General features: G+C 77.0%; 20 protein-coding genes and 2 pseudogenes. 14 read left to right on the top strand and 8 right to left on the bottom strand.

Annotation, left to right across the window (positions count from 1 at the left end; genetic code table 11):
* The first annotated feature begins 8 nt into the window (after nt 1-8).
* The 3 genes from IEY75_RS16535 (at nt 9) to IEY75_RS16525 (ending at nt 3,172) form a co-directional block, all read left to right on the top strand.
* Nucleotides 9-1,427, top strand: coding sequence for a gluzincin family metallopeptidase (locus tag IEY75_RS16535; protein ID WP_189115269.1), 1,419 nt, complete (start codon nt 9-11; stop codon nt 1,425-1,427).
* A 15-nt stretch (nt 1,428-1,442) separates the two neighbouring features.
* Nucleotides 1,443-1,685: a hypothetical protein gene (locus IEY75_RS16530; protein ID WP_189115268.1), complete on the top strand. Its 243-nt coding sequence runs from the start codon at nt 1,443-1,445 to the stop codon at nt 1,683-1,685.
* Nucleotides 1,686-1,852: 167 nt separating this feature from the next.
* The gene (locus IEY75_RS16525; RefSeq protein ID WP_189115267.1) at nt 1,853-3,172 is read left to right on the top strand and encodes an aminotransferase class V-fold PLP-dependent enzyme; all 1,320 of its coding nucleotides are present in this window, start codon (nt 1,853-1,855) and stop codon (nt 3,170-3,172) included.
* A gap of 39 nt (nt 3,173-3,211) precedes the next feature.
* Here the strand turns inward: IEY75_RS16525 and recQ are convergent, their stop codons facing one another.
* The 3 genes from recQ to IEY75_RS16510 all read right to left on the bottom strand — a co-directional run bounded on the left by recQ (nt 3,212) and on the right by IEY75_RS16510 (nt 6,452).
* Nucleotides 3,212-5,080 (bottom strand): DNA helicase RecQ, encoded by a 1,869-nt coding sequence (recQ, locus tag IEY75_RS16520; RefSeq protein WP_189115302.1) that lies wholly within the window; start codon nt 5,078-5,080, stop codon nt 3,212-3,214.
* A gap of 215 nt (nt 5,081-5,295) precedes the next feature.
* Nucleotides 5,296-5,643 (bottom strand): hypothetical protein, encoded by a 348-nt coding sequence (locus IEY75_RS16515; RefSeq protein ID WP_189115266.1) that lies wholly within the window; start codon nt 5,641-5,643, stop codon nt 5,296-5,298.
* 74 nt (nt 5,644-5,717) lie between these two features.
* Complete coding sequence (locus IEY75_RS16510) at nt 5,718-6,452, bottom strand: DUF2470 domain-containing protein (RefSeq protein ID WP_189115265.1); 735 nt, start codon at nt 6,450-6,452, stop codon at nt 5,718-5,720.
* A gap of 300 nt (nt 6,453-6,752) precedes the next feature.
* Here IEY75_RS16510 and IEY75_RS16505 point away from each other — a divergent pair, with 300 nt between their 5' ends.
* Nucleotides 6,753-8,378 carry a VaFE repeat-containing surface-anchored protein gene (locus IEY75_RS16505; protein ID WP_189115264.1) on the top strand — a complete coding sequence of 542 codons (1,626 nt, stop codon included), beginning with the start codon at nt 6,753-6,755 and terminating at the stop codon, nt 8,376-8,378.
* Between the two features lie 140 nt (nt 8,379-8,518).
* Here the strand turns inward: IEY75_RS16505 and IEY75_RS16500 are convergent, their stop codons facing one another.
* Nucleotides 8,519-9,073: a GNAT family N-acetyltransferase gene (locus IEY75_RS16500; RefSeq protein WP_229789790.1), complete on the bottom strand. Its 555-nt coding sequence runs from the start codon at nt 9,071-9,073 to the stop codon at nt 8,519-8,521.
* A gap of 52 nt (nt 9,074-9,125) precedes the next feature.
* Between IEY75_RS16500 and IEY75_RS16495 the strand changes: the two genes are divergently transcribed.
* The 10 genes from IEY75_RS16495 to IEY75_RS21420 all read left to right on the top strand — a co-directional run bounded on the left by IEY75_RS16495 (nt 9,126) and on the right by IEY75_RS21420 (nt 20,852).
* Nucleotides 9,126-10,004, top strand: a complete 879-nt coding sequence (locus tag IEY75_RS16495; protein WP_189115263.1) for a fructosamine kinase family protein — start codon at nt 9,126-9,128, stop codon at nt 10,002-10,004.
* Nucleotides 10,005-10,027: 23 nt separating this feature from the next.
* On the top strand, nt 10,028-11,077 hold the full coding sequence (gene moaA, locus IEY75_RS16490) for a GTP 3',8-cyclase MoaA (RefSeq protein WP_189115262.1): 1,050 nt from the start codon (nt 10,028-10,030) through the stop codon (nt 11,075-11,077).
* Between the two features lie 19 nt (nt 11,078-11,096).
* Nucleotides 11,097-11,336 (top strand): MoaD/ThiS family protein, encoded by a 240-nt coding sequence (locus tag IEY75_RS16485; protein ID WP_189115261.1) that lies wholly within the window; start codon nt 11,097-11,099, stop codon nt 11,334-11,336.
* Between the two features lie 68 nt (nt 11,337-11,404).
* On the top strand, nt 11,405-12,613 hold the full coding sequence (locus IEY75_RS16480; protein WP_189115260.1) for a metallophosphoesterase: 1,209 nt from the start codon (nt 11,405-11,407) through the stop codon (nt 12,611-12,613).
* 150 nt (nt 12,614-12,763) lie between these two features.
* Complete coding sequence (locus IEY75_RS16475) at nt 12,764-16,048, top strand: UvrD-helicase domain-containing protein (protein ID WP_373290286.1); 3,285 nt, start codon at nt 12,764-12,766, stop codon at nt 16,046-16,048.
* A gap of 183 nt (nt 16,049-16,231) precedes the next feature.
* Nucleotides 16,232-16,948, top strand: a complete 717-nt coding sequence (locus IEY75_RS16470; RefSeq protein WP_189115259.1) for a hypothetical protein — start codon at nt 16,232-16,234, stop codon at nt 16,946-16,948.
* An 8-nt stretch (nt 16,949-16,956) separates the two neighbouring features.
* Entirely contained in the window at nt 16,957-18,102 is a 1,146-nt protein-coding gene (locus IEY75_RS16465; RefSeq protein ID WP_189115258.1) for a YycP family beta-propeller protein, read from the top strand.
* 119 nt (nt 18,103-18,221) lie between these two features.
* Complete coding sequence (locus IEY75_RS16460) at nt 18,222-18,830, top strand: response regulator transcription factor (protein ID WP_189115257.1); 609 nt, start codon at nt 18,222-18,224, stop codon at nt 18,828-18,830.
* A 231-nt stretch (nt 18,831-19,061) separates the two neighbouring features.
* Nucleotides 19,062-19,793, top strand: coding sequence for an LppU/SCO3897 family protein (locus tag IEY75_RS16455; RefSeq protein WP_189115256.1), 732 nt, complete (start codon nt 19,062-19,064; stop codon nt 19,791-19,793).
* A 141-nt stretch (nt 19,794-19,934) separates the two neighbouring features.
* On the top strand, nt 19,935-20,852 hold the full coding sequence (locus IEY75_RS21420; RefSeq protein ID WP_189115255.1) for an LppU/SCO3897 family protein: 918 nt from the start codon (nt 19,935-19,937) through the stop codon (nt 20,850-20,852).
* A gap of 76 nt (nt 20,853-20,928) precedes the next feature.
* On the opposite strand, the gene IEY75_RS21000 is transcribed toward IEY75_RS21420, so the two are convergent.
* The 4 genes and pseudogenes from IEY75_RS21000 to moaC form a co-directional block, all read right to left on the bottom strand.
* Nucleotides 20,929-21,369 (bottom strand): molybdenum cofactor biosynthesis protein MoaE, encoded by a 441-nt coding sequence (locus IEY75_RS21000; RefSeq protein ID WP_373290285.1) that lies wholly within the window; start codon nt 21,367-21,369, stop codon nt 20,929-20,931.
* Nucleotides 21,370-21,399: 30 nt separating this feature from the next.
* Nucleotides 21,400-22,596, bottom strand: a pseudogene (locus tag IEY75_RS20995) (molybdopterin molybdotransferase MoeA); the annotation flags it as partial.
* A gap of 153 nt (nt 22,597-22,749) precedes the next feature.
* Nucleotides 22,750-23,247, bottom strand: a pseudogene (locus IEY75_RS20990) (MogA/MoaB family molybdenum cofactor biosynthesis protein); the annotation flags it as partial.
* Nucleotides 23,232-23,726 (bottom strand): cyclic pyranopterin monophosphate synthase MoaC, encoded by a 495-nt coding sequence (gene moaC / locus IEY75_RS16440; protein ID WP_189115253.1) that lies wholly within the window; start codon nt 23,724-23,726, stop codon nt 23,232-23,234. The gene moaC and the pseudogene IEY75_RS20990, both read right to left, overlap by 16 nt.
* Between the last annotated feature and the right edge of the window lie 52 nt (nt 23,727-23,778).

Below are 23,778 nucleotides of genomic sequence, written 5' to 3'. Positions count from 1 at the left end.
GGGCCACCATGCGGACACTGCAGAACACCCAGCTCACCGACCCGGTGTGGGCGTGGGCGGACGATCCCGGCCACCCCAAGGCCAAGCGCACACCGATGCTCTGCCCGCGGCCCGACATGGCCGCCGGCCCGATGCCGGTCGGCATCCGCGGCGCGGTCCCGTCGCCGGAGGGCGACCAGCCCGGATCGCTGGAGTTCCGGTACTGGAACCTCGCCGCCGCCCTGCGCCGCGCCGCCGACTACTGGGGCCCGCTGATGCCCCTCGGCCTGGCCTGGCGCCCGGAGGTCGGGCTGGCGCTGCACGCCACGATGGACCACGGCGACGACCTCAACGCGTACTACGACCGCACCGGCCTGGTGTTCTTCCACCACGCGATCAGCGGCATGGTGGTCTACTCCGCCGAGAGCCCGGACGTGGTGTGCCACGAGGTCGGGCACGCGGTCCTGGACTCGCTCCAGCCGGGCCTGTGGTCGGTGGCCAGTGCCGAGGGCGCCGCGTTCCACGAGTCGTTCGGGGACATGAGCGCCATCCTGTGCGCGCTGCAGTTGGAGTCGGTCCGGGCGGAGGTGATCGCCGAGACGCTGGGCGACCTGTCCCGCACCAGCACCCTGTCCCGGATCGCCGAGCAGCTCGGCTGGGCGATCCGCGAGATCAACCCCGCCGCCGTCGACCCGGACTGCCTGCGCAACGCCGCCAACAGCTTCTTCTACGTCGACCCGGTGACGCTGCCCTCGCGCGGGCCGGCCAGCCGGCTGTGCAGCGAACCGCACTCGTTCTCCCGGGTGTTCACCGGCGCCTTCCTGCGGGCGCTGGCCGGCATGTGGCGCCAGCAGGGCACCACCGACACCGCGTCCCTGGCGGCCGTCAGCGTCGACATGGGCCGGCTGCTCGTGGCCGCGGTGGCCGCGGCGCCGCTGGTACCCGGGTACTTCGCGCAGGTCGCCGCGCACATGCTCGCCGCCGACAGCCAGCTCTACCAGGGCCGGTACGGGCGGCGGCTGCGGACGGCGTTCGTGCGCTACGGCATCCTCGCCCCGACGGCGGCGACGAGCCTGACCGCCGACACCCTCCAGCGCAAGTCGGCGGGGATCGTCGGGGCGGTCCCCCTGGAGCAGCCCGGTCTGGCGATGGTCACCATCCCGGGCGAGGCGTACGGTCTGACCCACTCGTTCGCGGTGGCGGCGCCGACGGCGGCGAGCCGGTTCTCGGTGGCGGGGGCGGCACTGGACGTCGGGGCCGTCACGCCGAGCGGGGCGGGCCTGGTGGCGGAGTCGTTCGTCGAGGACCTGTTCCGGCGGGGCCGGGTCGCGGTACCGGAGAACCTGCGCGCCGACACCGACCTCAGCGGCGACGACGAGGCGCTCTACACGCACGAGATCATGGAGGACGGGGCGGGGCCGACCCTGACCCGCCGACTGTTCGACTGACCGACGGGAGCAGCGATGGACACCCCGCACGACGCCACGGACCGCACCGGCGACGACCCGCAGGGGTCGGCCGCGGAGCGGGACCGGCAGGAGCAGGAGCGCGCCCGGGTAGCGGCGGACCGGTTCGCCGAGGACCTCGTCGCGCGCGGCGAGGCGGTACCGGCGGGCACGCCGCTGCCGCCGGGTGCCACCCACGAGATCGAGGAGGGCGAGGACGGCGAGCGGACCCTGCGCCGGCAGCGGTTCTCTCTGCACTGACGGCCGCAGGCGGCGCATTCGGGACCTCGGCGGGGCAAATCTCTGACCAGGGCTTTTCTCGTAGGACTTCCTGGTGCAAGCTGTCGCCCACGAATCTTCGCCATCGGCTTCCATCAATGTGTGGGGACCTGCCCACCGGCCGCGCGGGGCTTCGCTCGGGAGGCCCGATGCCATCCACCGGCGGCCTGGACAGACGTACCCTCCTCGCCGGTCTCGGCGCGGTCACCGGCGCGGCCGCGACAGCCGGCGCGCTCGGCGCCGCCGCGGCGGCCTGCGCGGCGCCGCCCGCGGCGGCCGCCGGCCCGCTCGGCCGCGTCGACCCCGGCCCCCGGGTCGTCGACCCGGTCACCGGCGCGGTCGACTGGGCGGCGGTCCGTGCGCAGTTCCGGCTCAAGCCCGACAAGGTGCACTTCTCCCTGTTCCTGCTGTCCTCGAACCCCAAGCCCATCCGGGACCAGATCGCCAAGGTCGCCGAGCAGTTCGACGCCGACCCGATGCTCGCGTACGAGGGCGACAACAACGCCGCGAGCGTCGTCGCCCGGTACCTCGGCGCGTCCGGCGGCGAAACCGCCCTGTGCTGGAACACCACCACCGGCCACGGCCTCGTCTGGGGCAGCCTGAAGATCAAGGCTGACCAGGAGATCCTGCTCACCGACTACGACCACTTCGTCGCGCACGGCTCCGTCGACCTGTGCGTGCGCCGGGCGGGGGCGCGCAAGCGGCAGATCAGCCTGTTCGCCGACCCCGGCAGGGCCACCGCGGACGAGATCACCGGAAAGTTGAAGGCGGCCATCACGCCGAAGACCCGCGCCGTCGGCACCACCTGGGGCATGTCGAGCTGCGGGGTGCGGATGCCGCTCAAGGCGATGGCCGCCGTCGTCGCCGAGGCCAACAAGGGCCGCGCCCCGGCCGACCGATGTCTGCTCATCGTCGACGGCGTGCACGCGCTCGGCGCCGTCGACGACACCCCGGCGGCATCCGGGGTGGACGTGTTCATCGCCGGGCTGCACAAGTGGCTGTTCGGGCCGCGGGGCACCGGCGTGGTCTGGTACAAGGGCGACGCGGTCTCGCAGTTCCACGCCCAGCACCACTCGTACGGCGGCGGCAGCCTCAACCCGGGCGGCTTCCACGACTTCGAGGCCCGCTGGTCCATCCCCGCCACGATCGCGTGGCACGACAACATCGGCCGCAAGAACATCGCCGACCGGATCACCGAGCTGTCGAGCCGGCTCAAGGACGGCCTCGGCGGGATCCGCGGGATGCGGCTGAAGACGCCGACGGACCCGGCGATGTCCGCGGGCATCACCTGCTTCCAGATCGACGGGGTCAGCGACTCGACCATCGTCAACGGCCTGAAGCAGCGCAACCTGCTGGCGTCGCACGCGACGTACCAGGTCCCCTACGCGCGCATCGGCACGGCCTGCATCAACACCCCGGAGGAGGTCGACAGGGCCATCGCCGCGGTCCGCCAGATCGCGGGCGGCTGACCGGCCCCGCCGCCGCGCGGGCGCGGCGGCGCGGGTGGATCAGGTGGCGGGGTCCGCGGGTGGCGGGGGCTCCTCGCCGCGGAGGGTGGCCAGCACCTGCGGCCCGTACCGCTCCAGCTTCGTCTCGCCGACGCCGCTGACCTGGCCGAGGGCCGCCAGATCGCCCGGCAGGTCCGTGGCGATCTGGCGCAGGGTGGCGTCGTGGAAGATCACGTAGGCCGGCACGCCCTGCTCCCGGGCCGCGGCCGCCCGCCAGCCCCGCAGCCGTTCGAAGACCGGCGCCGCCTCCGCGCTGAGGGCGACGGCGGGTGCGCTGCGCTGCCGGCCGGCCGAGGACCGGGGCGCCCGCTTCGGCTCGCGGCGCAGCATCACCTGGCGGCGCCGGCCCAGCACCTCGGCGCTGTCCGGGGTGAGCGTGAGGGTGCCGTACTCGCCGGCCACGGTCAGCAGGCCCTGCGCCAGCAGTTGCCGGACCACGCCGCGCCACTCCGCCTCGGCCAGCTCCTCGCCGATGCCGAAGGTGCTGAGCCCGTCGTGCCCGTGCTGGACCACCTTGTCGGTGCGGCGCCCCAGCAGGATGTCGATGGTCTGGCCGGCGCCGAAGGACTGGCCGCGCTCGCGGTGCAGGCGCAGGACGGTACTGAGCAGCTTCTGCGCCGGTACCGTGCCGTCCCAGGACTCGGGCGGCTGGAGGCAGGTGTCGCAGTTGCCGCAGGGCGTACTGGGCTGTCCGAAGTAGGCGAGCAGGCGGACCCGCCGGCACTCGACCGTCTCGCACAGCGCCAGCATCGCGTCGAGGTGGGCGCTGGCGTTGCGGCGGTGGGCGACGTCGCCGCCGGAGGAGTCGATCATCTTGCGCTGCTGGACGACGTCCTGGAGCCCGTAGGCGAGCCAGGCGGTCGAGGGCTGGCCGTCGCGGCCCGCGCGGCCGGTCTCCTGGTAGTAGCCCTCGACCGACTTGGGCAGGTCCAGGTGGGCGACGAAGCGGACGTCCGGCTTGTCGATGCCCATGCCGAAGGCGATCGTGGCCACCATGACCACGCCGTCCTCGCGCAGGAAGCGGGACTGGTGGCGGGCGCGGGTGCCCGCGTCGAGCCCGGCGTGGTACGGCAGGGCCGGGACGCCCTGGGCCACCAGGAACTCGGCCGTCCTGTCCACCGAGGCGCGGGACAGGCAGTAGACGATGCCGGCCTCGCCGGCGTGCTCGTCGCGCAGCAGGTGCAGCAGTTGCCGCCGCGGCTCGTTCTTCGGCGCGATCCGGTACTGGATGTTGGGGCGGTCGAAGCTGGAGACGAACCGCCGGGCGTCCTGCAGTTGGAGCCGGTGGACGATCTCGTCGCGGGTGGCGGTGGTCGCGGTGGCGGTCAGCGCGATGCGGGGCACGTCCGGCCAGCGTTCGTGCAGCATCGACAGGCCGAGGTAGTCGGGGCGGAAGTCGTGGCCCCACTGGGACACGCAGTGCGCCTCGTCGATGGCGAACAGCGCCACCCGGCCCTGCTCCAGCAGCCGGGTGGCCGCGCCGGTGTTCAGCCCTTCGGGCGCCAGGTACAGCAAATCCAGGTCGCCGTCGCGGAAGGCGCGCTCGACCTCGCGTCGGGCGGCCGCGTCCTGGCTGGAGTTGAGGAAGCCGGCCCGGACGCCGAGTGCGCGCAGCGCGTCCACCTGGTCCTGCATGAGCGCGATGAGGGGCGAGACGACGACGCCGACGCCGTCGCGGACGAGCGCCGGAATCTGGTAGCACAGCGACTTGCCGCCGCCGGTCGGCATGAGGACCAGCGCGTCGCCGCCGCCGACGACGTGCGAGATGATCGCCTCCTGCTCGCCCCGGAAGGCGTCGTAGCCGAACACCCGCCGCAGCACCTCGGCCGCCCCGCCCGCCGCGCCGCCGCCCGCCGGGTCGTCGCGCACCCGGTCGTCGTTCGTCGCCGTGTCTGTCGCTGCCGCCGTCCGCTCCACGCCCCCGATCCTCCCCGGCCCGCCCGGCCGGGACAACTTCCGGTCCCGCGATCACGGCACTTCCGACACCGGTCGCCCGGAAATCCGGTCGCCGCCGCCGTGATCACCTACCGTGAGGACGCCCCGGCCAGCCGCGGGACCAGGCGCGGGACCAGGGCGGCCGGGCATCAGCAGCGGTCGCGCACGTACGCCTCGAAGGCGCTGGCGTCGCCGGCCCGCGCCTTGGCGATGTCCTCGTCCAGGCTCTGCCGGCCGACGCCGTCCAGCTCCTGGTACCCCGGCTTGGTTTTGAACTCCTCGACCTTCTTCAGCGCGGCGTCCCGCGCGCCCTGGTCGGCGGCCTCCGACAGCCACAGCTTCTCCCAGGTGCACAGCCACGGCTGGCCGCCGCCCGCCCCGCCCGCGGTGGGCGCGGCGGTGGGGCCGGCGGCCGGCGGGGCCGGGTCCCCGGCGCAGGCGGACAGGGTGCCGGCGGCGGCGAGCGCGGCACCGGCCAGGGCGATTCGGATCAGCACGGCGGGACTCCCGGTTCGGAAAGTGCCGAGCCTACGGCGCCGGCCGCATCGACGACACCCTCCGTCCGGCCGGCTCAGCCGGCGCCGTGCACCGCACAGTGGAACAGCACCGGGTGCAGCAGCCGGGCGAGTTCCTGCTCGTCGCGGACGGGTCCGGGGAAGTGCAGGCGCACGTACGGGGCGGTGCCGCCGATGTGGACGGTGAAGCCGTACCGGTCGAGCCGGACCGCGCGGGGCGGCTGGGCGCACGCCACGCCCGCGGCGACGAGCGTGGCGTGCAGGTACCCCTCCATCTCCGCCGCGTGGTGGTCGGCGAGGTCGGCGAGGACGTCGGCCTCCACCGCGTGCAGCGGGTCGGGGTCGGCGGCGATGTAGTCGTCCAGCGGCACCAGGTGGTCGGCCTGGCTGGTCCGCAGGCGGACGGCGTCGACCTCGATCCGGTGCAGGCCCAGGCCGCGGCCGACGTCCAGCAGGTCGGGGTCGGGGTTGGCGTCGGCGAACTCGACGGCGGCCAGCGCCAGCGCGGCGGCCGGGACCGGCCGCAGCCGGCCCGCGACGGTCGCCCGGCCGAGGCTGGGGGCGTCGTCGGCGGGCGGCTCGTCGACGACGGTGAGCAGGACGGCGGGGTCGCCGGCCCGGGCCAGGGCCGCCAGGAGGTCGTCGCCGTCGCGCACGAGCACCATCGGCCGGCCCGCGCAGTCCGTCCCGTGGCGTACCGGGACCGGCTCGTCAAGCCCGCTGACGTGCAGCTCGCCGGCCAGCCGCCCCCGCAGGAGCGTCCGCGTCACCTCGCCCATGTCCATCGCCATGGTTCGCATCTTAGGGAAGCCTTACCTAAAAGTCACTGCCTCCCCGGGAGTGCCGCCGCGAATTCGGCGTTCGTCCTCTTTCGGGACCGGGATCCGCCGTGGCCCGCGGCGTCGGGACCGGCGTCCGGCAGCCGGGGCCGCCCGGCCGCGACCGCCCGATGGACGGCTGCCCGCCCCGGTACGACCGGCCCGGCCGCCCCGGCAGATGAGCGCGCCCGCCCTTCCCGGTCGACCGGTTTCTCCGCAGGCTTTGAACCCACGGACGCAGACGCACGTAGACAGGAAGGTTCCCGAACAGCGATGGCTCACTCCTCCCCCCGCCGCCGGACGCTCGCGCTGGCCGCCCTCGTCGGCGTCGCCGGCGCGACGGCCCTGGCGGCCGAGGCCGCGCTCGCCGACCCGGCCACGACCGGGAAGGCGACCAGCGCCCCCACCGCCTGGTCGCAGACCGCGCTCGGCCGCGCACCGATCGCCGTGAAGATGTCCGGGCAGCCGTGGTCCAGCTCCCGGCAGGGGATCGACGTCAACGGCAACCCCGACGACCGGCTGCTGGCGTACTGCATCGAGCTGACCCGGACCGCCCGCACCGGCGTCGCGATGCAGCAGATCCCGTGGTCGCGGTACCCGGGCGCCAACGCTGCCGGGGACAACCTGCCAAAGATCAACTGGGTGGTGAACCACAGCATCGCGGCGACGGGGCGCGCCGACATGGAGACGGCTGTCGCCCGCTGGCTGTCCGACGCCGGCAGGCCGCCGCTGACCAACGGCCTCCAGGCCCAGGAGGCGCTGTCCGGCACCCAGGCGGCGCTGTGGCACCTCAGCGACGACCGCACGCTGGCCGACGTCCGCAGCCCCGACGCGCGCAGTACCGCCGCCGGCGCCGCCGCCGACACCCGGAAGGTGTACGAGTACTTCCTGGCCCAGGCGCAGGACCGCGCCGAGGACGCCGGCCCGCGCGGCATGTCGGTCAGCCCGGCCGACTCCTCCGGCGTCGCGGGCGGCCTGATCGGCCCGATGACCGTGCGGACGACCGGCGACAAGGTGCGACTGACCTCCGCCCTGCCGGCCGGCGTGAACCTGGTCGACTCCACCGGCGCCGCCGTGGCCGCCGACGACCTCCGCGACGGCCAGAAGGTCTACGTCAAGACCGCCGCCGACGCCCCCGCGGGCGCGGTCAACCTGACCTTCGCCTCCGACCGCACCGTCCAGGCGTACGCGGGCCAGGTCTTCACCGGCGCCTCGGTGCGGACCCAGTCCTACGTCGTCGCCTCGCACCAGTACGGCACCGCGACGGACTCGGCCGTGATCCGCTGGACCGCGGCGCCCCGGCCCCCGACCACCCCGCCGGCGACCGGCGGGCCGCCCGCCCCGGTCGCGCCCGCCGTCACCACCTCGGCCAGCGACAGGGCCGACGGCGACAAGACGATCGCCCCGACCGGCGGCAGGGTGGTCGACGTGGTGACGTACTCCGGCCTCACGCCGTCGACCGCCCACACCGTCACCGGCGTGCTCATGGACAAGGCGACCGGCACGGCCACGGGCGTCCGGGCGAGCCGCACGTTCACCACCCCGGCGGCCACCGGCGGCGCGACCCGGGTCGACGGCACGGTGGAGGTCGAGTTCGCGGTTCCCGCGGCGCTGGCCGGACAGACGCTGGTCGCGTTCGAGACCGTCCGGGACGACGACGTCGTGGTCGCCGCGCACAGGGACATCGACGACCTCGCCCAGACCGTGGGCGTCGGCGTGGCGGTGACCGGCGGCGCGCCGGCCCCGGTGGCGACCCCGGTCACCGGCGGCGCGCTCTCGGGCCTGCCGGTCACCGGCGCCTCGCTCGGCGCCCTGGTGGGCGCGGGCGTACTCGGCCTGGGTGCCGGCGGGGTCCTCCTCGCGGCGTCCCGTCGGCGGCGGGCCGCGGCCCGGTCCTGAACCGCGCGGGGGAGGCCCCCGCCACCGGGGAGCAACGGACGCCAACGGGGCGGTGGTCACCGCGACCACCGCCCTCGCGGCGTCCCGCCCCAGTCAGCGGACGTCCCGCCCGCCGGTCAGTAGCGGAACGGCAGGTCGGGTCAGTAGCGGAACGGCAGGTCGGTCAGCTCCAGGCCGTCGTGCCAGTCGCGCTGCCGCCGGCCCAGGTCCAGCGACAGCTCCACCGAGGCGACCGCCGTGAAGCCCGCCCGGTGCAGGCAGTGCATGGCGGCGGTGTCCCGGACGGCCGGGGACACGCTCAGCGCCCGCATCTGCCGCCGCCGGGCCACCTCGACCACCTCGTCCACCAGCGCCGTGCCGATACCCAGCCCGCGCCACTTCTCGCTGACCACGATGGGCCAGATCTCGCCCGCGTCCTCGCGCAGCACGAGGCCGGCCAGGCCGACGACGCCCTCGTCGTCGTCCTCGGCGACCCACACGCCCGCGAGGTCGATCCGGGCCAGGTACTCCTCGAAGCCGGCGCCGCGGGCGGTCTCGCCGCCGCCGTCCGCGGCGCTGAGCGGGTACTGACGGGCGCGCTCCTCGGCCAGCTCCGCCCACAGGTGCCGGCCCTCGCGGTGGTCGGTGGGCCGGTACGGCCGCACGGTCACCGCAGCCTGCTCACTGACAGCCGTCGTTCCGTAAGCTTCCGTCATGTCGCCATAATGAACCCCATCCGGTCCCGCCGCCGCCGAAGTGGGAGAACGCATGGACCTCGCCTACCTGCGCCGCCACCCGGAGCACCTGCCGACGTTCCTGACCCACCAGCGCATCCGGGAGACCCCGGTGCCCGGCGGCGACACCTGCGCGGCCCGCCGGCTGACCCTCGACGACGGCCACTCGGTGTTCGCCAAGAGCTGGCCCGAGGAGTCGCCCGCGCCGGTGCCCGCGGGCCTGTTCGCCGCCGAGGCCGCCGGCCTGCGCTGGCTCGCCGAGGCCGGCGCGCCGGTACCCGAGGTGATCACCGCGCTGCCGGACCTGCTGGCGCTGGAGTGGGTCGAGCCCGGAGTGCCCGGTCCGGCCGCCGCCGAGCGGCTGGGCCGGGAACTGGCCGCCGTGCACCGGGCCGGCGCCCCCGCCTTCGGCGCCGGGTGGGCCGGCTGGATCGGCCGGCTGCCGCTGGACAACACGGCCGGGGACGGGCCGTGGGGGCCGTGGTTCGCCGCCCGCCGGCTGCTGCCCTACCTGCGCGCCGCGGTCGACGGCGGCGCGCTGACCGCCGCCGACGCCGCCGCGGTCGACCGGGTGCTCGCCCGGATCGAGGAGTACGGCGGCGCCGAGCCGCCCGCCCGGATCCACGGCGACCTGTGGCCCGGCAACGTCCTGTGGGCCGCCGACGGGCGCGCGCGGCTGGTCGACCCGGCCGCCCACGGCGGGCACCGGGAGACCGACCTGGCGACCCTGGCCCTGTGGGGCGGGCTGCCGCACAGGGACCGGGTGCTGGCCGGGTACACGCAGGTGTGGCCCCTGGCCGACGGCTGGCGGGAGCGGGTGCCGCTGCACCAGCTCCACCTGCTGCTCGTGCACGCCGCCGCCTTCGGCGCCGGCTGGCGCGCCGCGGTCCGCGCGGCCGTGGACCGGCTCTGAGCGGCGGCGGTACCGTGGCAGGGGTGAGACCTCCCGCGCCACCCGCCCCGGCCAGGCCGGACGTCCCGGTGCTCCTGGACCGGACCGGCCGGGTCGCCCGGGACCTGCGGGTCTCCCTGACCGACCGGTGCAACCTGCGGTGCGCGTACTGCCTGCCCGCCGAGGGGACCGCCTGGCTGCCCGCGCCGACCCTGCTCACCGACGCCGAGGTCGGGCGGCTGGTGCGGGTCGCGGTGACCCGGCTGGGGGTGACCGGGGTGCGGTTCACCGGCGGCGAGCCGCTGCTGCGGCCCGGGCTGGTGGACATCGTCGCCGCCGCGGCCGCCCTGACGCCGCGGCCGCGGCTGTCGCTCACCACGAACGCCCTCGGGCTCGCCGCCCGCGCCGCCGACCTGCGCGCCGCCGGCCTGGACCGGGTCAACGTCTCGCTCGACACGCTGGACCCCGACCGCTTCGCCGCCCTCACCCGGCGCCGCCGCCTCGACGACACCCTGGCCGGCCTCGCCGCCGCCGCGGCCGCCGGCCTGGCCCCAGTGAAGATCAACTCGGTGCTCCTGCGCGGCGTCAACGAGGACGAGGCGCCCGCGCTGCTGCGGTTCGCCCTCGACCACGGCTACCACCTGCGGTTCATCGAGCAGATGCCGCTGGACGCCGGCCACACCTGGCGGCGCGCGCAGATGGTCACGGCCGACGAGATCCTGGACCGGCTGCGCGCCCACGTGCCGCTGGTGCCCGACCCCGCCGCCCGCGGCGCCGCGCCGGCCGAGCGGTGGCAGGTGCCCGGCTACCGGGACGCGGCCGGCGCGCCTGCCACCGTCGGGGTCATCGGCAGCGTGACCCGGCCGTTCTGCGCCGCCTGCGACCGGACCCGCCTCACCGCCGACGGGCAGGTGCGGAGCTGCCTGTTCGCCCGGACCGAGACCGACCTGCGCGGCCCGCTGCGGGCCGGGGCGGACGACGAGGCGCTGGCCGCGGCGTGGCGGGCGGCGATGTGGCCGAAGGCGCCCGGGCACGGCATCGACGACGCCGGCTTCGCCCCGCCGGACCGCCCGATGTCGGCCATCGGCGGCTGACCGCGAGGAGAGCGAGCACATGATCACGATCCGGTACTTCGCGGCGGCCCGGGAGGCCGCCGGGGTAGCCGCCGAGCGGGTGCCGGCCGGCTCGCTGGCGGCGGTGCTCGCGGCGGCCGCCGCCCGCCACGGGGCGGCGCTGGCCGCGGTCCTGGACCGCTGCTCGTACCTCGTGGACGGCACCGCCGCCCACGACCGCGGGCGCCCGGTGCCGGCCGGCGCCACCCTGGACGTGCTGCCCCCGTTCGCCGGCGGCTGAGCCGGCCGGGCCGGCGGCGGCGCGGGCGCGGGTACGTTGGGGAGCCGGAAGGAGGGTGACGGGTGCGGATGCTGATCTTCTTTGCCGTGGTGCTCGGAGTGGTCGGCGGGATCCACCTGTACCTCTGGCGGCGCCTCGTCGTCGCCACCACCCGGCCGGGCACCCGGGGGCGGCGCCTGGGCGGGCTGGCCGTCCTGGCGCTGGCGCTCTCGGTACCGGTGACCCTCGCGCTCGCCCGCGGCGGCCGGGCGTGGACCGCCTGGGCCGCGGTCTGGATCGCCCTCATGTTCTACCTGCTGGTGGCGCTGCTCCTGGCGGAGGTGCCGGTGGCCCTCGCCCTGCGCCGCTCCCGCCGCCCCGCGCCGCCCCCCGACAGGTCGACGACGGACGCCGCGGGAACAGACACCCCGACGGCAGACACCCCGACGACGGACACCGCGGCGGCGGACCTCCAGCGGCGCCTGCTCCTGCGGCGCGGGGCGGCGATCGTCGCCGGCCTCACCGCCGCCGGGGTGACCGGCCACGGCATCCGCACCGCGCTGGGCCCGCCGCGCCTGGACCGGGTGCAGGTCCCGCTGGACCGGCTCCCGCGCCGGATGGACGGCTTCCGGATCGCGCTGGTCTCCGACATCCACCTCGGCCCGCTCAGCGGCCGCGCCCACACCACCCGGATCGTGGCCGCGCTCAACCGGCTCGACGCCGACGCCGTGGCCATCGTCGGCGACCTGGTCGACGGGACCGTCGAGGAGCTGGGCCGCGCCGCCGAGCCGCTGCGCGACCTGCGCTCCCGGCACGGCACCTTCTTCGTCACCGGCAACCACGAGTTCTACTCGGGCGCGGCGCCCTGGCTGGCGGAGCTGCCGCGGCTCGGGGTGCGGGTCCTGGCCAACGAGCGGCTCGCCGTCGACGGCCTGGACCTGGCCGGCGTCCACGACGTGGCGGGCGCCGAGCAGGACGCCGGCTTCGCGCCCGACTTCGGCCGGACGTTCGCCGGGCGCGACCCCGCCCGCCCGGTGGTCCTGCTGGCCCACCAGCCCGTGCAGGCGTACGAGGCGGCGCGGCACGGCGTCGACCTCCAGCTCTCCGGGCACACCCACGGCGGGCAGATGGTGCCGTTCAACCTGGCCGTCCGCCTCCAGCAGCCGGTGGTGTCGGGCCTCGGCGAGGTGGACGGCACCCGGGTGTACGTGACCGACGGCGCCGGGTTCTGGGGGCCGCCGGTGCGGGTCGGGGCGCCGCCGGAGGTGGCGCTCGTGCAACTGCGGTCCACCGCCTAGCCCGGCGCTGCCCGGTACTCCCGCGCGTGGCGCGTGCGGGCGGCTCGCGGCGCCGTGGCACACTGCGGCGTGCCTCCGCTGCGTACTGGACCGGGTGACGGGACCGCTGGCGGGCCGGTCGTGTCGCCGTACGGCGCGCAGGGGTCGCCGCTGGCCCGGCCCGCGCCGGCCCCGCTGCCCCCGCCGCGGTCGACGCCGTACGTGGCCGACCTGCACATCCACTCCTCGTACTCGCGCGCGTGCAGCCGCGCGCTGACGCTGCCCAACCTGGCGTGGTGGGCCCGTCGCAAGGGGATCAGCCTCGTCGGTACCGGCGACTTCACCCACCCGGCCTGGTACGACCACCTGCGCGAGTCGCTGGTGCCGGCCGAGCCGGGGCTGTTCCGGCTGCGCCCCGGGCCGCAGGCCGATGTGGACCGCCGGCTGCCGCCGCTGCTGGCCGCCGACGACACCGCGACCCGGTTCATGCTCTCGGTCGAGATCTCCACCATCTACAAGCGCGGCGACCGCACCCGCAAGGTGCACCACCTGGTGTACCTGCCGGACCTGGGCGCGGCGGCCCGGTTCAACCAGGTGCTTGGGCGCATCGGCAACCTCGGCTCGGACGGCCGGCCGATCCTGGGCCTGGACTCCCGGGACCTGCTGGAGATCACGCTCACCGCCAGCGAGCACGGGTACCTGGTGCCGGCGCACATCTGGACCCCGTGGTTCGCCGCGCTGGGCAGCAAGTCCGGCTTCGACGCGATCGCCGACTGCTACGCCGACCTCGCCGACGAGATCTTCGCCGTCGAGACGGGCCTGTCCAGCGACCCGGCGATGAACTGGCGGATCTCCAGCCTGGACCGGTACCAGCTCGTGTCCTACTCCGACGCCCACTCGCCGCCCGCGCTGGGCCGGGAGGCGACGCAGTTCACGGCGGCGCTGGACTACCACGCGATCCGGTCCGCCCTGCGCACCGGCGACGGCCTGCACGGGACGCTGGAGTTCTTCCCCGAGGAGGGCAAGTACCACGCCGACGGGCACCGGGCCTGCGACGTGCGCTGGTCGCCGGAGCAGACCCGCGCCGCGGGCGGGCGCTGCCCCGGGTGCGGGCAGCCGGTGACGGTCGGCGTGCTGAGCCGGATCGAGGCGCTGGCCGACCGGCCCGAGGGCACGGTCCGGCCGGGGGCGAAGGCGGTCACCCACCTCATCCCGCTGGCCGAGCTGCTCGGCGAGATCCACGGCGTCGGCCCGCGGACGAAGACCGTGGACGGGCGGCTGCAGCACCTGGTCGCCACCCTCGGCCCCGAGCTGGAGATCCTCACCCGGGTCCCGCTGGCCGACGTGGCCCGGGCCGGCGGCGAGCTGCTCGGCGAGGCGGTCGACCGGCTGCGCCGGGGGGCGGTGCACCGGGAGCCCGGCTACGACGGCGTGTACGGCGTGATCACGGCGTTCGCGCCCGGCGAGCTGCGCCGCGCCGCGCCCGTGCAGGCCGAGGCGCTGTTCGACATCCCGGCGCCCCGCCCGGCCCCGGAGCCCGCCGGTCCGCCGGCCGCGCGCCCCGCCCCGGCGCGGCCCGCCGCCGCACGCCCGGCCGCCCGGCGGGTCGCCGCGGTGCCGGCGGTCGGCCGGGAGAGCGAGGCGCCCGCGGCGGGGCCGGCCGCACCGCCGCCCACCCCCCGGCCGCCGGCCGGCGACGGCCCGCCCGGCGGGGGTACGGCCGGCGGCGCGTCCCCGCACGAGCCGTTCGAGCCGATGCTCGCCGGCATGGAGGAGGTCGGCACCGGGCTGCTGGACCGGCTCGACGCGATGCAGCGGGTGGCCGCCTCCGCGCACGGCGGGCCGATGCTGATCGTGGCCGGGCCGGGTACCGGCAAGACCCGGACCCTGACCCACCGCATCGCCTACCTGTGCGCGGAGCTGAACGTCAACCCGCAGCGCTGCCTGGCGATCACCTTCACCCGGCGCGCCGCCCAGGAGCTGCGCGAACGCCTCGCCGACCTGCTCGCCGACGATGCGGACGAGGTCACCGTCGGGACCTTCCACGCCCTGGCGCTGACCCTGCTGCGCGCGCACCCGCGGGCGGCCGGGCTGGCCGACGGGTTCGCCATCGCCGACGAGGCGCAGTGCGCCGCGGCGCGCGCGGAGGCCGGGGACAGCGCGGAGGCGTACCGCCGGGCGCTGCGCGCCACGCACCTGGTCGACCTGGACGAGCTGGTGCCGCTGGCCGTGGCGATGCTGGAGCGGGACCCGCGCCTGGTGCGGGAGTACCGCGACCGCTGGGTCTGGATCTTCGTCGACGAGTACCAGGACGTCGACGCCGACCAGTACGCGCTGCTGCGGCTGCTGTCCCCGCCGGACGGGAACCTGTACGCGATCGGCGACCCGGACCAGGCGATCTACTCGTTCCGCGGCGCGGACGTCGAGTACTTCCTGCGGTTCGCCCACGACTTCACCGACGCCCGGCAGGTGCGCCTCACCCGCAACTACCGGTCGACCGCGCCGATCGTCGCCGCGGCGGTGCAGGCGATCGCCCCGACCTCGCTGGTCCGGGACCGCCGGCTGGACCCGGCCCGGCTCGACCCCGACGCCCCGCTGATCGGCCGGTACGCGGCGGCGACGGCGGCGGAGGAGGCGGAGTTCGTCGCCCGCACCGTCGACGAGCTGGTCGGCGGGCTGTCGCACCGGTCCTTCGACGCGCGGGTCGACCCGCGGGCGGTGCCCGCCGAGCCGCTGTCCTTCGGCGACGTCGCGGTCCTGTACCGCACGGACGCCCAGTCGGCGGCGATCGTGGAGGCGCTGTCGCGGGCGAACATCCCGGTCCAGAAGCGGTCGCACAACCGGCTCCGGGACCGGCCGGGCGTGGCCCCGCTGGCCCGGGAGCTGCGCCTGGCCAACGGCGGCGGTACCGTCCCGGAGCGGCTGGCGGCGGCGGCGCGGGCGCTGGCCGCGCGGCACACCGCCCCGACGCTGGACGGCGCGGCGGCGGTCGCGCCCGAGGACGTCTGGACGGCGGCCGACCTGCTCGGCCCGCTGGCCGCCCGGCACCACGAGGACCTGACCGGCTTCCTGACCGAGATCGCCACCGGCGCGGAGGTCGACGCCCTGGACCCGCGGGCGGAGGCCGTCACCCTGCTCACCCTGCACGCCTCGAAGGGGCTGGAGTTCCCGGTCGTCTTCCTGGTCGGCTGCGAGGACGGCCTGCTGCCGCTGCGCCTGCCCGGGGACCCGCCGTCGGAGGGCGCGGTCGCCGAGGAGCGCCGGCTGTTCTTCGTGGGGATCACCCGGGCGCGCAACCGGCTGTACGTGTCGTCGGCGGCGCGCCGGTTCCGGCACGGGGCCGAGCGGGAGACCCGCGAGTCGCCGTTCCTGGCGGCGATCGACGGCGCGCTCCTGCACCCGCTGCACACGCTGACCCCGCGCTCGCCCCGCGACCGCCAGCTCCGCCTGCTCTGAGCCACCCCGGGGCGGCCGCCGGTCGGCGATCCGTTGTCGATCACGCGGTCGCGGTGGCGTGTCGGGCGGCGTGTCGCACCGTGGCCGCGTGATCGCCGCGGAGGCGTTGACCCCGGGTCCGCGGGCGCCATACCGTCAGCTTGTCCGGCCCGCGGGTCGGTGCCGGGGGCCCGGGAGGTGGCGATGTCGGTACTGGGTGTATGGGGAACGGTGCTGGTGGCGGTGTGGGGCGGTCCGGCGGCGGCGCCGCCGGCCGATCCCGCCGCGGCCCTGGCGGCGGCGCTGCCCGGCGCTGACGCCGAGGAGGTGCGAGCCGGCCTGCGGGAGGCGGCCCGGTCCGCGGGCGCGCCGGAGCGCGTCGTGGCGCGGCGGATCCTCGCCGAGGTCGAGGCCGACCGCGCGCAGGGCGCCGCCGAGGCGGCCGCCCGGCCGCGCGGCGGCAGTGCCGGCGACCGCCGGCTGGTACCGGCCCGGCGCGTCGGGGACGCCTACTACACCCCGGCGTCGACCGGCGGGGTCGACCACGGCCACGTGGGCCTGTACACGGCCGTCGACCAGATCACCGAGAGCGTGGTCGGCCAGCGGGTCCACACCATCCCGTACCACGGCCGGTGGGTCAGGCCGGGCGCGGTGCTGTTCGAGATCCGCGCCTCCGACAGCCAGCGCGGGGCCGCCAGCGGCTGGGCGCTGAGCCGGGTCGGCCGGGACGCCTACTCACTCAACTTCGCCACGAACCGGCTGACCGGCCACACCGGAGCGAAGAACTGCAGCAAGTTGATCTGGAGCGCCTACCGGGTGACCGGCGGCATGGACCTGGACGCCAACGGCGGCGCGGGCGTGTACCCGCGCGACGTGCGGGACGCGGCGCAGTCGACGACGTACCGGGTCATCGGCAGGTAGTCGGCGCGGTGGCGGTGCGGATCCTCGCGGTGCTCGGCGCCGTCCTGCTGCTGCTGGGCGGCTGCGGCGGGCGGGTGCCGCCGCTGGCGGGGCACCGGTTCGCGGCCGGGTTCCTCGGCGACAAGGCCGCGGTGATCCAGCTCTCCACCCAGGCCTACGAGACCCGGCAGCACGGCCGCGTCGTCTTCGTCGGCCAGGACGGCGCGGCGCGGGTGTACCGCACCGGCGGGCTGGACATGGGCCGGCTGGCCGCCCACGCCCGCGAGTCCGTACAGGTCTCCGAGGCGGCCAGCGACACCGTCGTCGGCGCCCAGGCGGGTACCTACGCCCGCGGCGGGCAGGCGATCGGCTTCTTCGCCGCCTGGCTGCCGACGGTCGGGTACGTCACCGTCTTCAACGGCGGCCGGGCGGCCGGCTCCGGCGGCTACCGGTTCGACGTGGGCTGGCGCGCGGGCGGCCGGCAGCGCGGCGGCACGGTCGACCGCTACCTGCTGGCCGCCGGGGACTGCGGCGACGAGGTGTTCGCGCTGGCCGAGACGCACGGCCCCGACGGGCGGCCCGGCGCCGACCTGTCCCTGCTGCGACTGCGCTTCGGCGGCACCCTGGACGTCGACACCGTCGCCCGGTGGCCGCGGACCCCCGCCACGGCGGGCACGGTCATGGGGCGCCTGTTCTGCGCCGCGGGCGGGGTGCACTTCTGGTACGAGACGACGGCCGGGGCGGCGCAGGCGCTCGTCGCCTCGGTCGACCCGCGGCGGGGGACGGCCGCCCACCGGGTCGTGCGGCGGTACGCCGACCGCGACGAGCAGCAGGAGTCCGCCGCCTGGCACGTGGACCGGGCCACGCACCTGCACGCCGGCCGGCTGTACCACGTGGACGGCCAGGGCCGGATCACCGCCGTCACCGTGGCGACCGGCGCGGTCCGGCGGGACGTGGTCCTGCCGATGCCGCCGTACCAGGTGGGGATGGCGCTGACCTACTGGAGCGGCAACCGGCTGCACGTCCTGCACCAGCCCGCCGACCTCGGCCAGCCGGCGACGCTGACCACGTACGACGCCGACGCGGGCACGTCGCTGCGCCAGCTCCAGATCAAGGGCCTCGGCGCGCTGGTGGAGGAGGGGGCGGCGCTCGGCGACCTGCTGGTCCTGCCGTGAGGACGCGCCCCCGGGACCGGTCACCGGGAGCTTGGTCCGTTTCATCCTGACTGGAGAGGGTTTCCTCCGCGGGTGTCGGCGCGTTGGGTAACCCGTACGCCGATCCAGAGGAGGGTGCCGTGATCCGCGTCGTCACCGCCGACCCGCACACCATGGCCCAACTGGGCTACGCCGCGGCGCTCGACGCCGACCCCGAGCTGGACCTCGTCGGCCAGGCCGGACACGCCGCGCCCGCCCGCCAGCTCGTCGCCCGGCAGCGCCCGGACGTCGTGCTGCTCGACCTGGACCTGCCCGGGGTGGACGGGCTCGGCCTCGGCGCGCTGCTGCGCGCCGACCTGCCGCACGTCGGCCTGGTCCTGGTCGGCCCGCCCGACGACCGGCTCCTGCTGCGGGCGCTGCGCCAGCGGTTCTCCGGCTACCTGGCGCGCACCGCCGGGGTGGAGAGCGTCCGCGGCGCGATCCACCGCGCGGCCCTGGCCCCCACCAACTTCGCCGCGCCCGACTTCGACGCCACGGCGACCCAGCGGCTGGCCCCCGCGGCGCTGAGCCCCCGGGAGACCCAGGTCCTGCGCCACCTGTACGTCGGCGCGAACAACGCCGCCATCGCCGACAGCATGCGGCTCACCGAGTCGACCGTCCGCACCTACCTGGCCCGCGTCTACGACAAGCTCGGCGTGCACAGCCGCGCCGAGGCGCTGGCCGCCGCCACCGAGCACGGACTCCTGTGACTCCCCCGTCCGGGCGACGCCCGACCCGGTCGGGGTACAGGGTGATCAGCAGCATTTTCCGCGGAGTTACCCCAGGTTTTGCGGGTTGTCCGTTGTGCGTGCGGGGGATCCGGCCGTCCTGAGGCGCGGGCGCGGCCCCGGGTCGGGGGGCGCCCCGGCGCCGCGTCCACGCTACGGTGACGGGTGCCCGCCCGGCCCGGTGCCGACGGCGCCGGGCAGCCAGGAGGACCGATGTCGCACGACGCCCCCGCATCCGGGCGGCCCCCCGAGCCGTGGGGCGGCCCCGACGACGCCGACGTGTCCCCCGGCGCCCCCCGGCCCGCCCCCGAGGACGCCGAGACCTGGGACGCACCCTCCGACCCCTGGGGCGGCAGCGGCGCCCCGCTCGGACCGTGGGCGCACCCGCCCCAGGACCTCCCGCCCTACGACCCGACCGGCGAGTCGTACGCCCCGCCGGCCCAGGCGCCGCCGGCCGACGCGCCCGCTCCGGCCTGGCCGGCGCCGCCGCCGGCTCCCGAGCCGCGCTCCCGGGGCCGCCGCTCGTTCATGATCGCCCTGGCGATGGGGGTGCTGACCCTGCTCGCCGTCGCCGGCTGGGGGGTCGGCATCTACCTGTGGGGACGCCAGGGCGCGGCACCCGGCCAGGCCGTCCCGACCGTCGCCCCGACCTCGTACCGCCCCAGCACGGCCGCCCCGAGCCCGGCCGACGCCGACGCGCGCATCGCGGTGACCGGCCAGTGCCTGGTCAACCGGGGCAACGAGAAGAAGCCCGACCTGCATATCGCCCCGTGCGCCAACGCCGACTACCAGGTCCTGGCCCGGTTCGACGGCACGCTCGACTACACCGCGAAATGCAAGGGGAAGATCAGGGGGTACGAGTTCTACTACTTCTTCGACGCCGCCGAGAACAGCAACGACTTCGTGCTCTGTCTGCGCCGGCGCCCGGGCGCCGGGCCGCGCTGACCTGCCGTCGGGGCGCACGGGTGATGTGCGTGTCGCGCACCCGCTAGGTTGTCAAGCCGGAACACTGTGACCGTCGGACGCGGCGTGGACACCCGCCGCGTGCGCCGCCGCCGCTAACGGGCGTCCACCGCGAGGAGAGTCATGTCTGAACCACCCCGGCCGCCGTACGGCAGCGACCCGGACGAGCCGACCCGCCCGATCCACCCCGGCGAGGAGCCGACCGCCCCGCTGCACCCGGCCGCCGATCCCACCGCGCCCCCGCCGCCTCCGCCGCCGCCTCCGCCCGCCGCCGTACCGCCGCCCGCCGCGCCGCCCGGCCCGCCCGGGATGCCGCCGGGCGCCGTACCGCCGCCGGGCTCCACGCCCCCTCCCGCCTCCCCGCCGCCCGGCGCCGTACCTCCGCCGGGCCCGCCACCGCCCGCGGCCACGCCGCCCCACGCGCCCCCGCCCCACGCGCCCCCGCCCGGGGCGTTCCCGGCGGCCGGCGACTTCCCGCCGCCGCCCGGCGCCGTGCCGCCGCCCGGCGGCGCGCTGCCGCCCGGCCCGCCGGGAGCGCTGCCGCCCATCGGCGCGCCGTCGGACTACCCGCCCGGCGCCCCGCCGTACGGCGCCGGCCCCGGCTTCCCGGCCGCGCCGCGCAAGCGGCGGACCGGCAAGATCGTCGCCATCGTCCTCGGCGTCGTGCTGCTGATCCTCTGCCTCTGCGGCGCCGGTGCGATCTACCTCGCCAAGCGCGGCTTCGACGAGGCGAAGAAGAAGGAGGACACGGCGCCGACGGCGCTCGCCTCCCCGACCGCCGCGCCGTCGCTGGACGAGGACTCCTTCGCCAAGGGGGACTGCGCCGTCAACGAGGGCACCGACCAGAACGCCAAGCTGCGCAAGGTGCCGTGCGCCGTCGGCACCTTCGAGGTCGTGGCCCGGGTGCTGTTCACCACGGACCGCACCAAGTGCGACAACGCGTTCCTCGGCGCGGGTAAGGGCCGGTACGACCACACGTACACGCACAACGGGATCAACCCGCCCGCGGACAGCTACGTCCTGTGCATGAAGCGCCGCTGACCGCCTCCCGCTGAGCCCACGCCCGCGGCCCGCCGCCCCGCCGGTTCACCCCGGTCGGGGCGGCGGGCCGCGGCGTTCAGGCGCAGTGGACCCACTCGGCGGTGCCGTCGGCGAAGTGCTGGTGCTTCCACACCGGTAGCCGCTCCTTGACCAGCTCCACGAGCCGGGCGCACGCGGCGAAGGCGGCCGCCCGGTGGGCGCTGCTCACCGCCGCGCTCAGCGCCACGTCGCCGACGCCGAGGGCGCCGACCCGGTGCCGGACGGCGACGGCGTGCACGGCCGGGTCCGCGGCGACCTCGGCGGCGACGGCCGCGAGGACCGCCCCCGCGTCGGGGTGCGCCTCGTAGGTGAGGGCGGTGACACCGCGCCCGCCGTCGTGGTCGCGCACCACCCCGTGGAACGCGGCGACGGCGCCGGCCGCGGGCCGCCGCACGGCGTCGGCCAGGGCGGCCGGGTCCCAGGCGGCCCCGGTCACCTCCGCCACGACGACCACTGCGCCGTCCGCCCGCCCGGACACCGGCGGGGCCGCGGCGTCGGCCGCGGGGTGGACCGGCAGGAACGGCACCGTCGCGCCCGCGCCGGCCGCCGCCCCGGGCAGCACCACGGCGTACCCGTCGGCCAGCGCCAGGCCGCGCAGCATCGCCGACCCGCCGTGCGGTACCGGCTCGGCGCCCGCCCCGGTCAGCCGGGCCAGGGCCAGGTGGGTGTCGCCGCCGCGGCCCGGCAGCGCCGCCGCCAGCGGTACGGCGGCCAGCGCCGGCAGGTCCCGCCCGCCGAGCCCGGCCAGCAGCGGTACCGCGAGGGTCAGCGCCGCGATCACCGCCGACTGCGGGTTCCCGGGCAGCCCCACGACGTACCGGTCCCCGACGCGCGCCAGCAGCATCGGGTACCCGGGCCGCACGGCGACGGTGTCCACGAGGTACGTCGCGCCGAGCGCGTCGAGCGCGGCGTGCAGGTGGTCGGCGGGGCCGCGCATCGTGCCGCCGGTGGTGCACACGACGTCGGCGTCGGCCAGCGCGTCGCGCAGGGCGGCCACGTGCGCCTCCAGCGTGTCGGCGATGGGCGGCGGCGGCGCGTCCACCTCGGCGCCCCAGCGGCGCAGCAGCGCCGGCAGCGCCGGCCCGAGGGCGTCGCGTAGCTGCCCGTCGGCGGCGGGGCCGGCCGTGCGCAGTTCGTCGCCGAAGACCCGGACGGCGACCCGCGGCACCCGGTGGACCGGCAGCACGTCGTGGCCGGCCGCGGCGGCGAGCCCGAGCACGGCCGGCGTGACGGCGGCACCCGCCGGCACCAGCAGCGCCCCGGCCGCCGCCTCCGCACCGGCGGCCCGCCACTCGGGCACGGCGGCCCCGGCCGGGCGGGGCGTGCCCGTGACAACGCCCCCGGCCACCTCGGCCTCCTCGACGCGCAGGACGGCGTCGGTGCCCGGCGGCAGCATGGCTCCGGTGGCGACCTCGGCGGCGGTGCCGCCGTCGGGCAGCGGCGCCGGGCGCGCACCGGCCAGGACGCGGCCGACGACCCGCCAGGGCGGGGCGCCGCGCAGGGCGTACCCGTCCACGCTGGAGGTGTCGAACGCCGGCAGCGCCGTGCGCGCGGTGAGGTCCGCGGCGAGCGTGGCGCCGTCGGCCCCGGCGAGCGGGACGTCGGCCGCGGGCAGCAGGGCGGCCAGGCCGGCGGCGTGGGCCGCCGCCCGCGCCTGCTCCCAGGACGTCGGCGCCGATGCCGACCCTGACGCCGCCGCCGACCCTGACGCCGCCGCCGACCCTGACGCCGCCGCCGACCCTGACGCCGCCGCCGACCCTGACGCCGCCGCCGACCCTGACGCCGCCGCCGACCCTGACGCCGCCGCCGACGCCGACCCTGACGCGGGCCGGGGCGCCCGGGTCTCGGCCGGCGGCGGGTGGTCCGCGCCGCGCAACTGGGCCAGGGCGTGCGGCAGCAGCGGGCCGAGCGCGGCGAGGGCGTCGCGGGCCGCGCCGGTCGAGCCGGCCACGTTGACCACGAGGGTCCGCCCGGCGACGCCGGCCAGGCCGCGCGAGAGGGCGGCCGTGGGCACCGTCCGGGCGCCGTACGCGCGGACCGCCTCGGCGATGCCCGGGATCTGGTACCCCAGCAGCGGCGCCGTCACCTCTGGCGTCCGGTCGGTCGGCGAGACGCCGGTGCCGCCGCTGGTGACCACCAGGTCGACGCCGCCGTCCAGGGCCGCCCGCAGCGCCTCGGCGACGGGCGCGCCGTCGCCGACGACCACCCGGTCGGCCGCGAACCCGAGGGCGCGCAGCCCTTCCACCAGCAGCGGCCCGCTGCGGTCGGCGTAGACGCCCGCGGCGGCCCGCTGCGACGCCACGATGACCCGGGCGCGCGGGGGCTGCTGCGGCCCGGCGGTCACGGGCGGGTCCAGGGGCCGGTCGCGCCGCCGTCCTTGCGCAGGACCCGGACGGCGTCCAGGGTGGCCGCGGGGTCCAGTGCCTTGATCATGTCGATGAGCGCCAGCCCGGCGGTCGCCACGGCGGTCAGCGCCTCCATCTCGACGCCGGTCCGGTCGGCGGTCCGGGTGGTGGCGGTGATGGCGACGCCGGTGTCGTGCGGCGTCAGCGTGACGGCGACGCTGTGCAGCGTGATCGGGTGGCACAGCGGGATCAGGTCGGGGGTGCGCTTGGCGCCCATGATGCCGGCGAGCCGGGCGGTGGCGAGGGCGTCGCCCTTGGGCAGTCCGTCGCGCCGGAGGGCGGCCAGGACCTCCGGCGTCGTGTGGACCTCGGCGGCGGCGACCGCGGAGCGGGCCGTCACCTCCTTGCCGCTGACGTCGACCATCCGGGCGGCGCCGGAGGGGTCCAGATGGGTCAGGGCCGGGGCGGCGGGGCCGGGTGAGGCGGGCATGTGGCCGATCCTACGCGCGGACACCGGACGTTGATATCAGTATTTCTTATGG

Source organism: Pilimelia terevasa (genome assembly GCF_014647915.1).
GTDB lineage: Bacteria > Actinomycetota > Actinomycetes > Mycobacteriales > Micromonosporaceae > Pilimelia > Pilimelia terevasa.
Note: the sequence above shows the minus strand (reverse complement) of the source record. Positions and strands in the feature narration are given on the sequence as shown.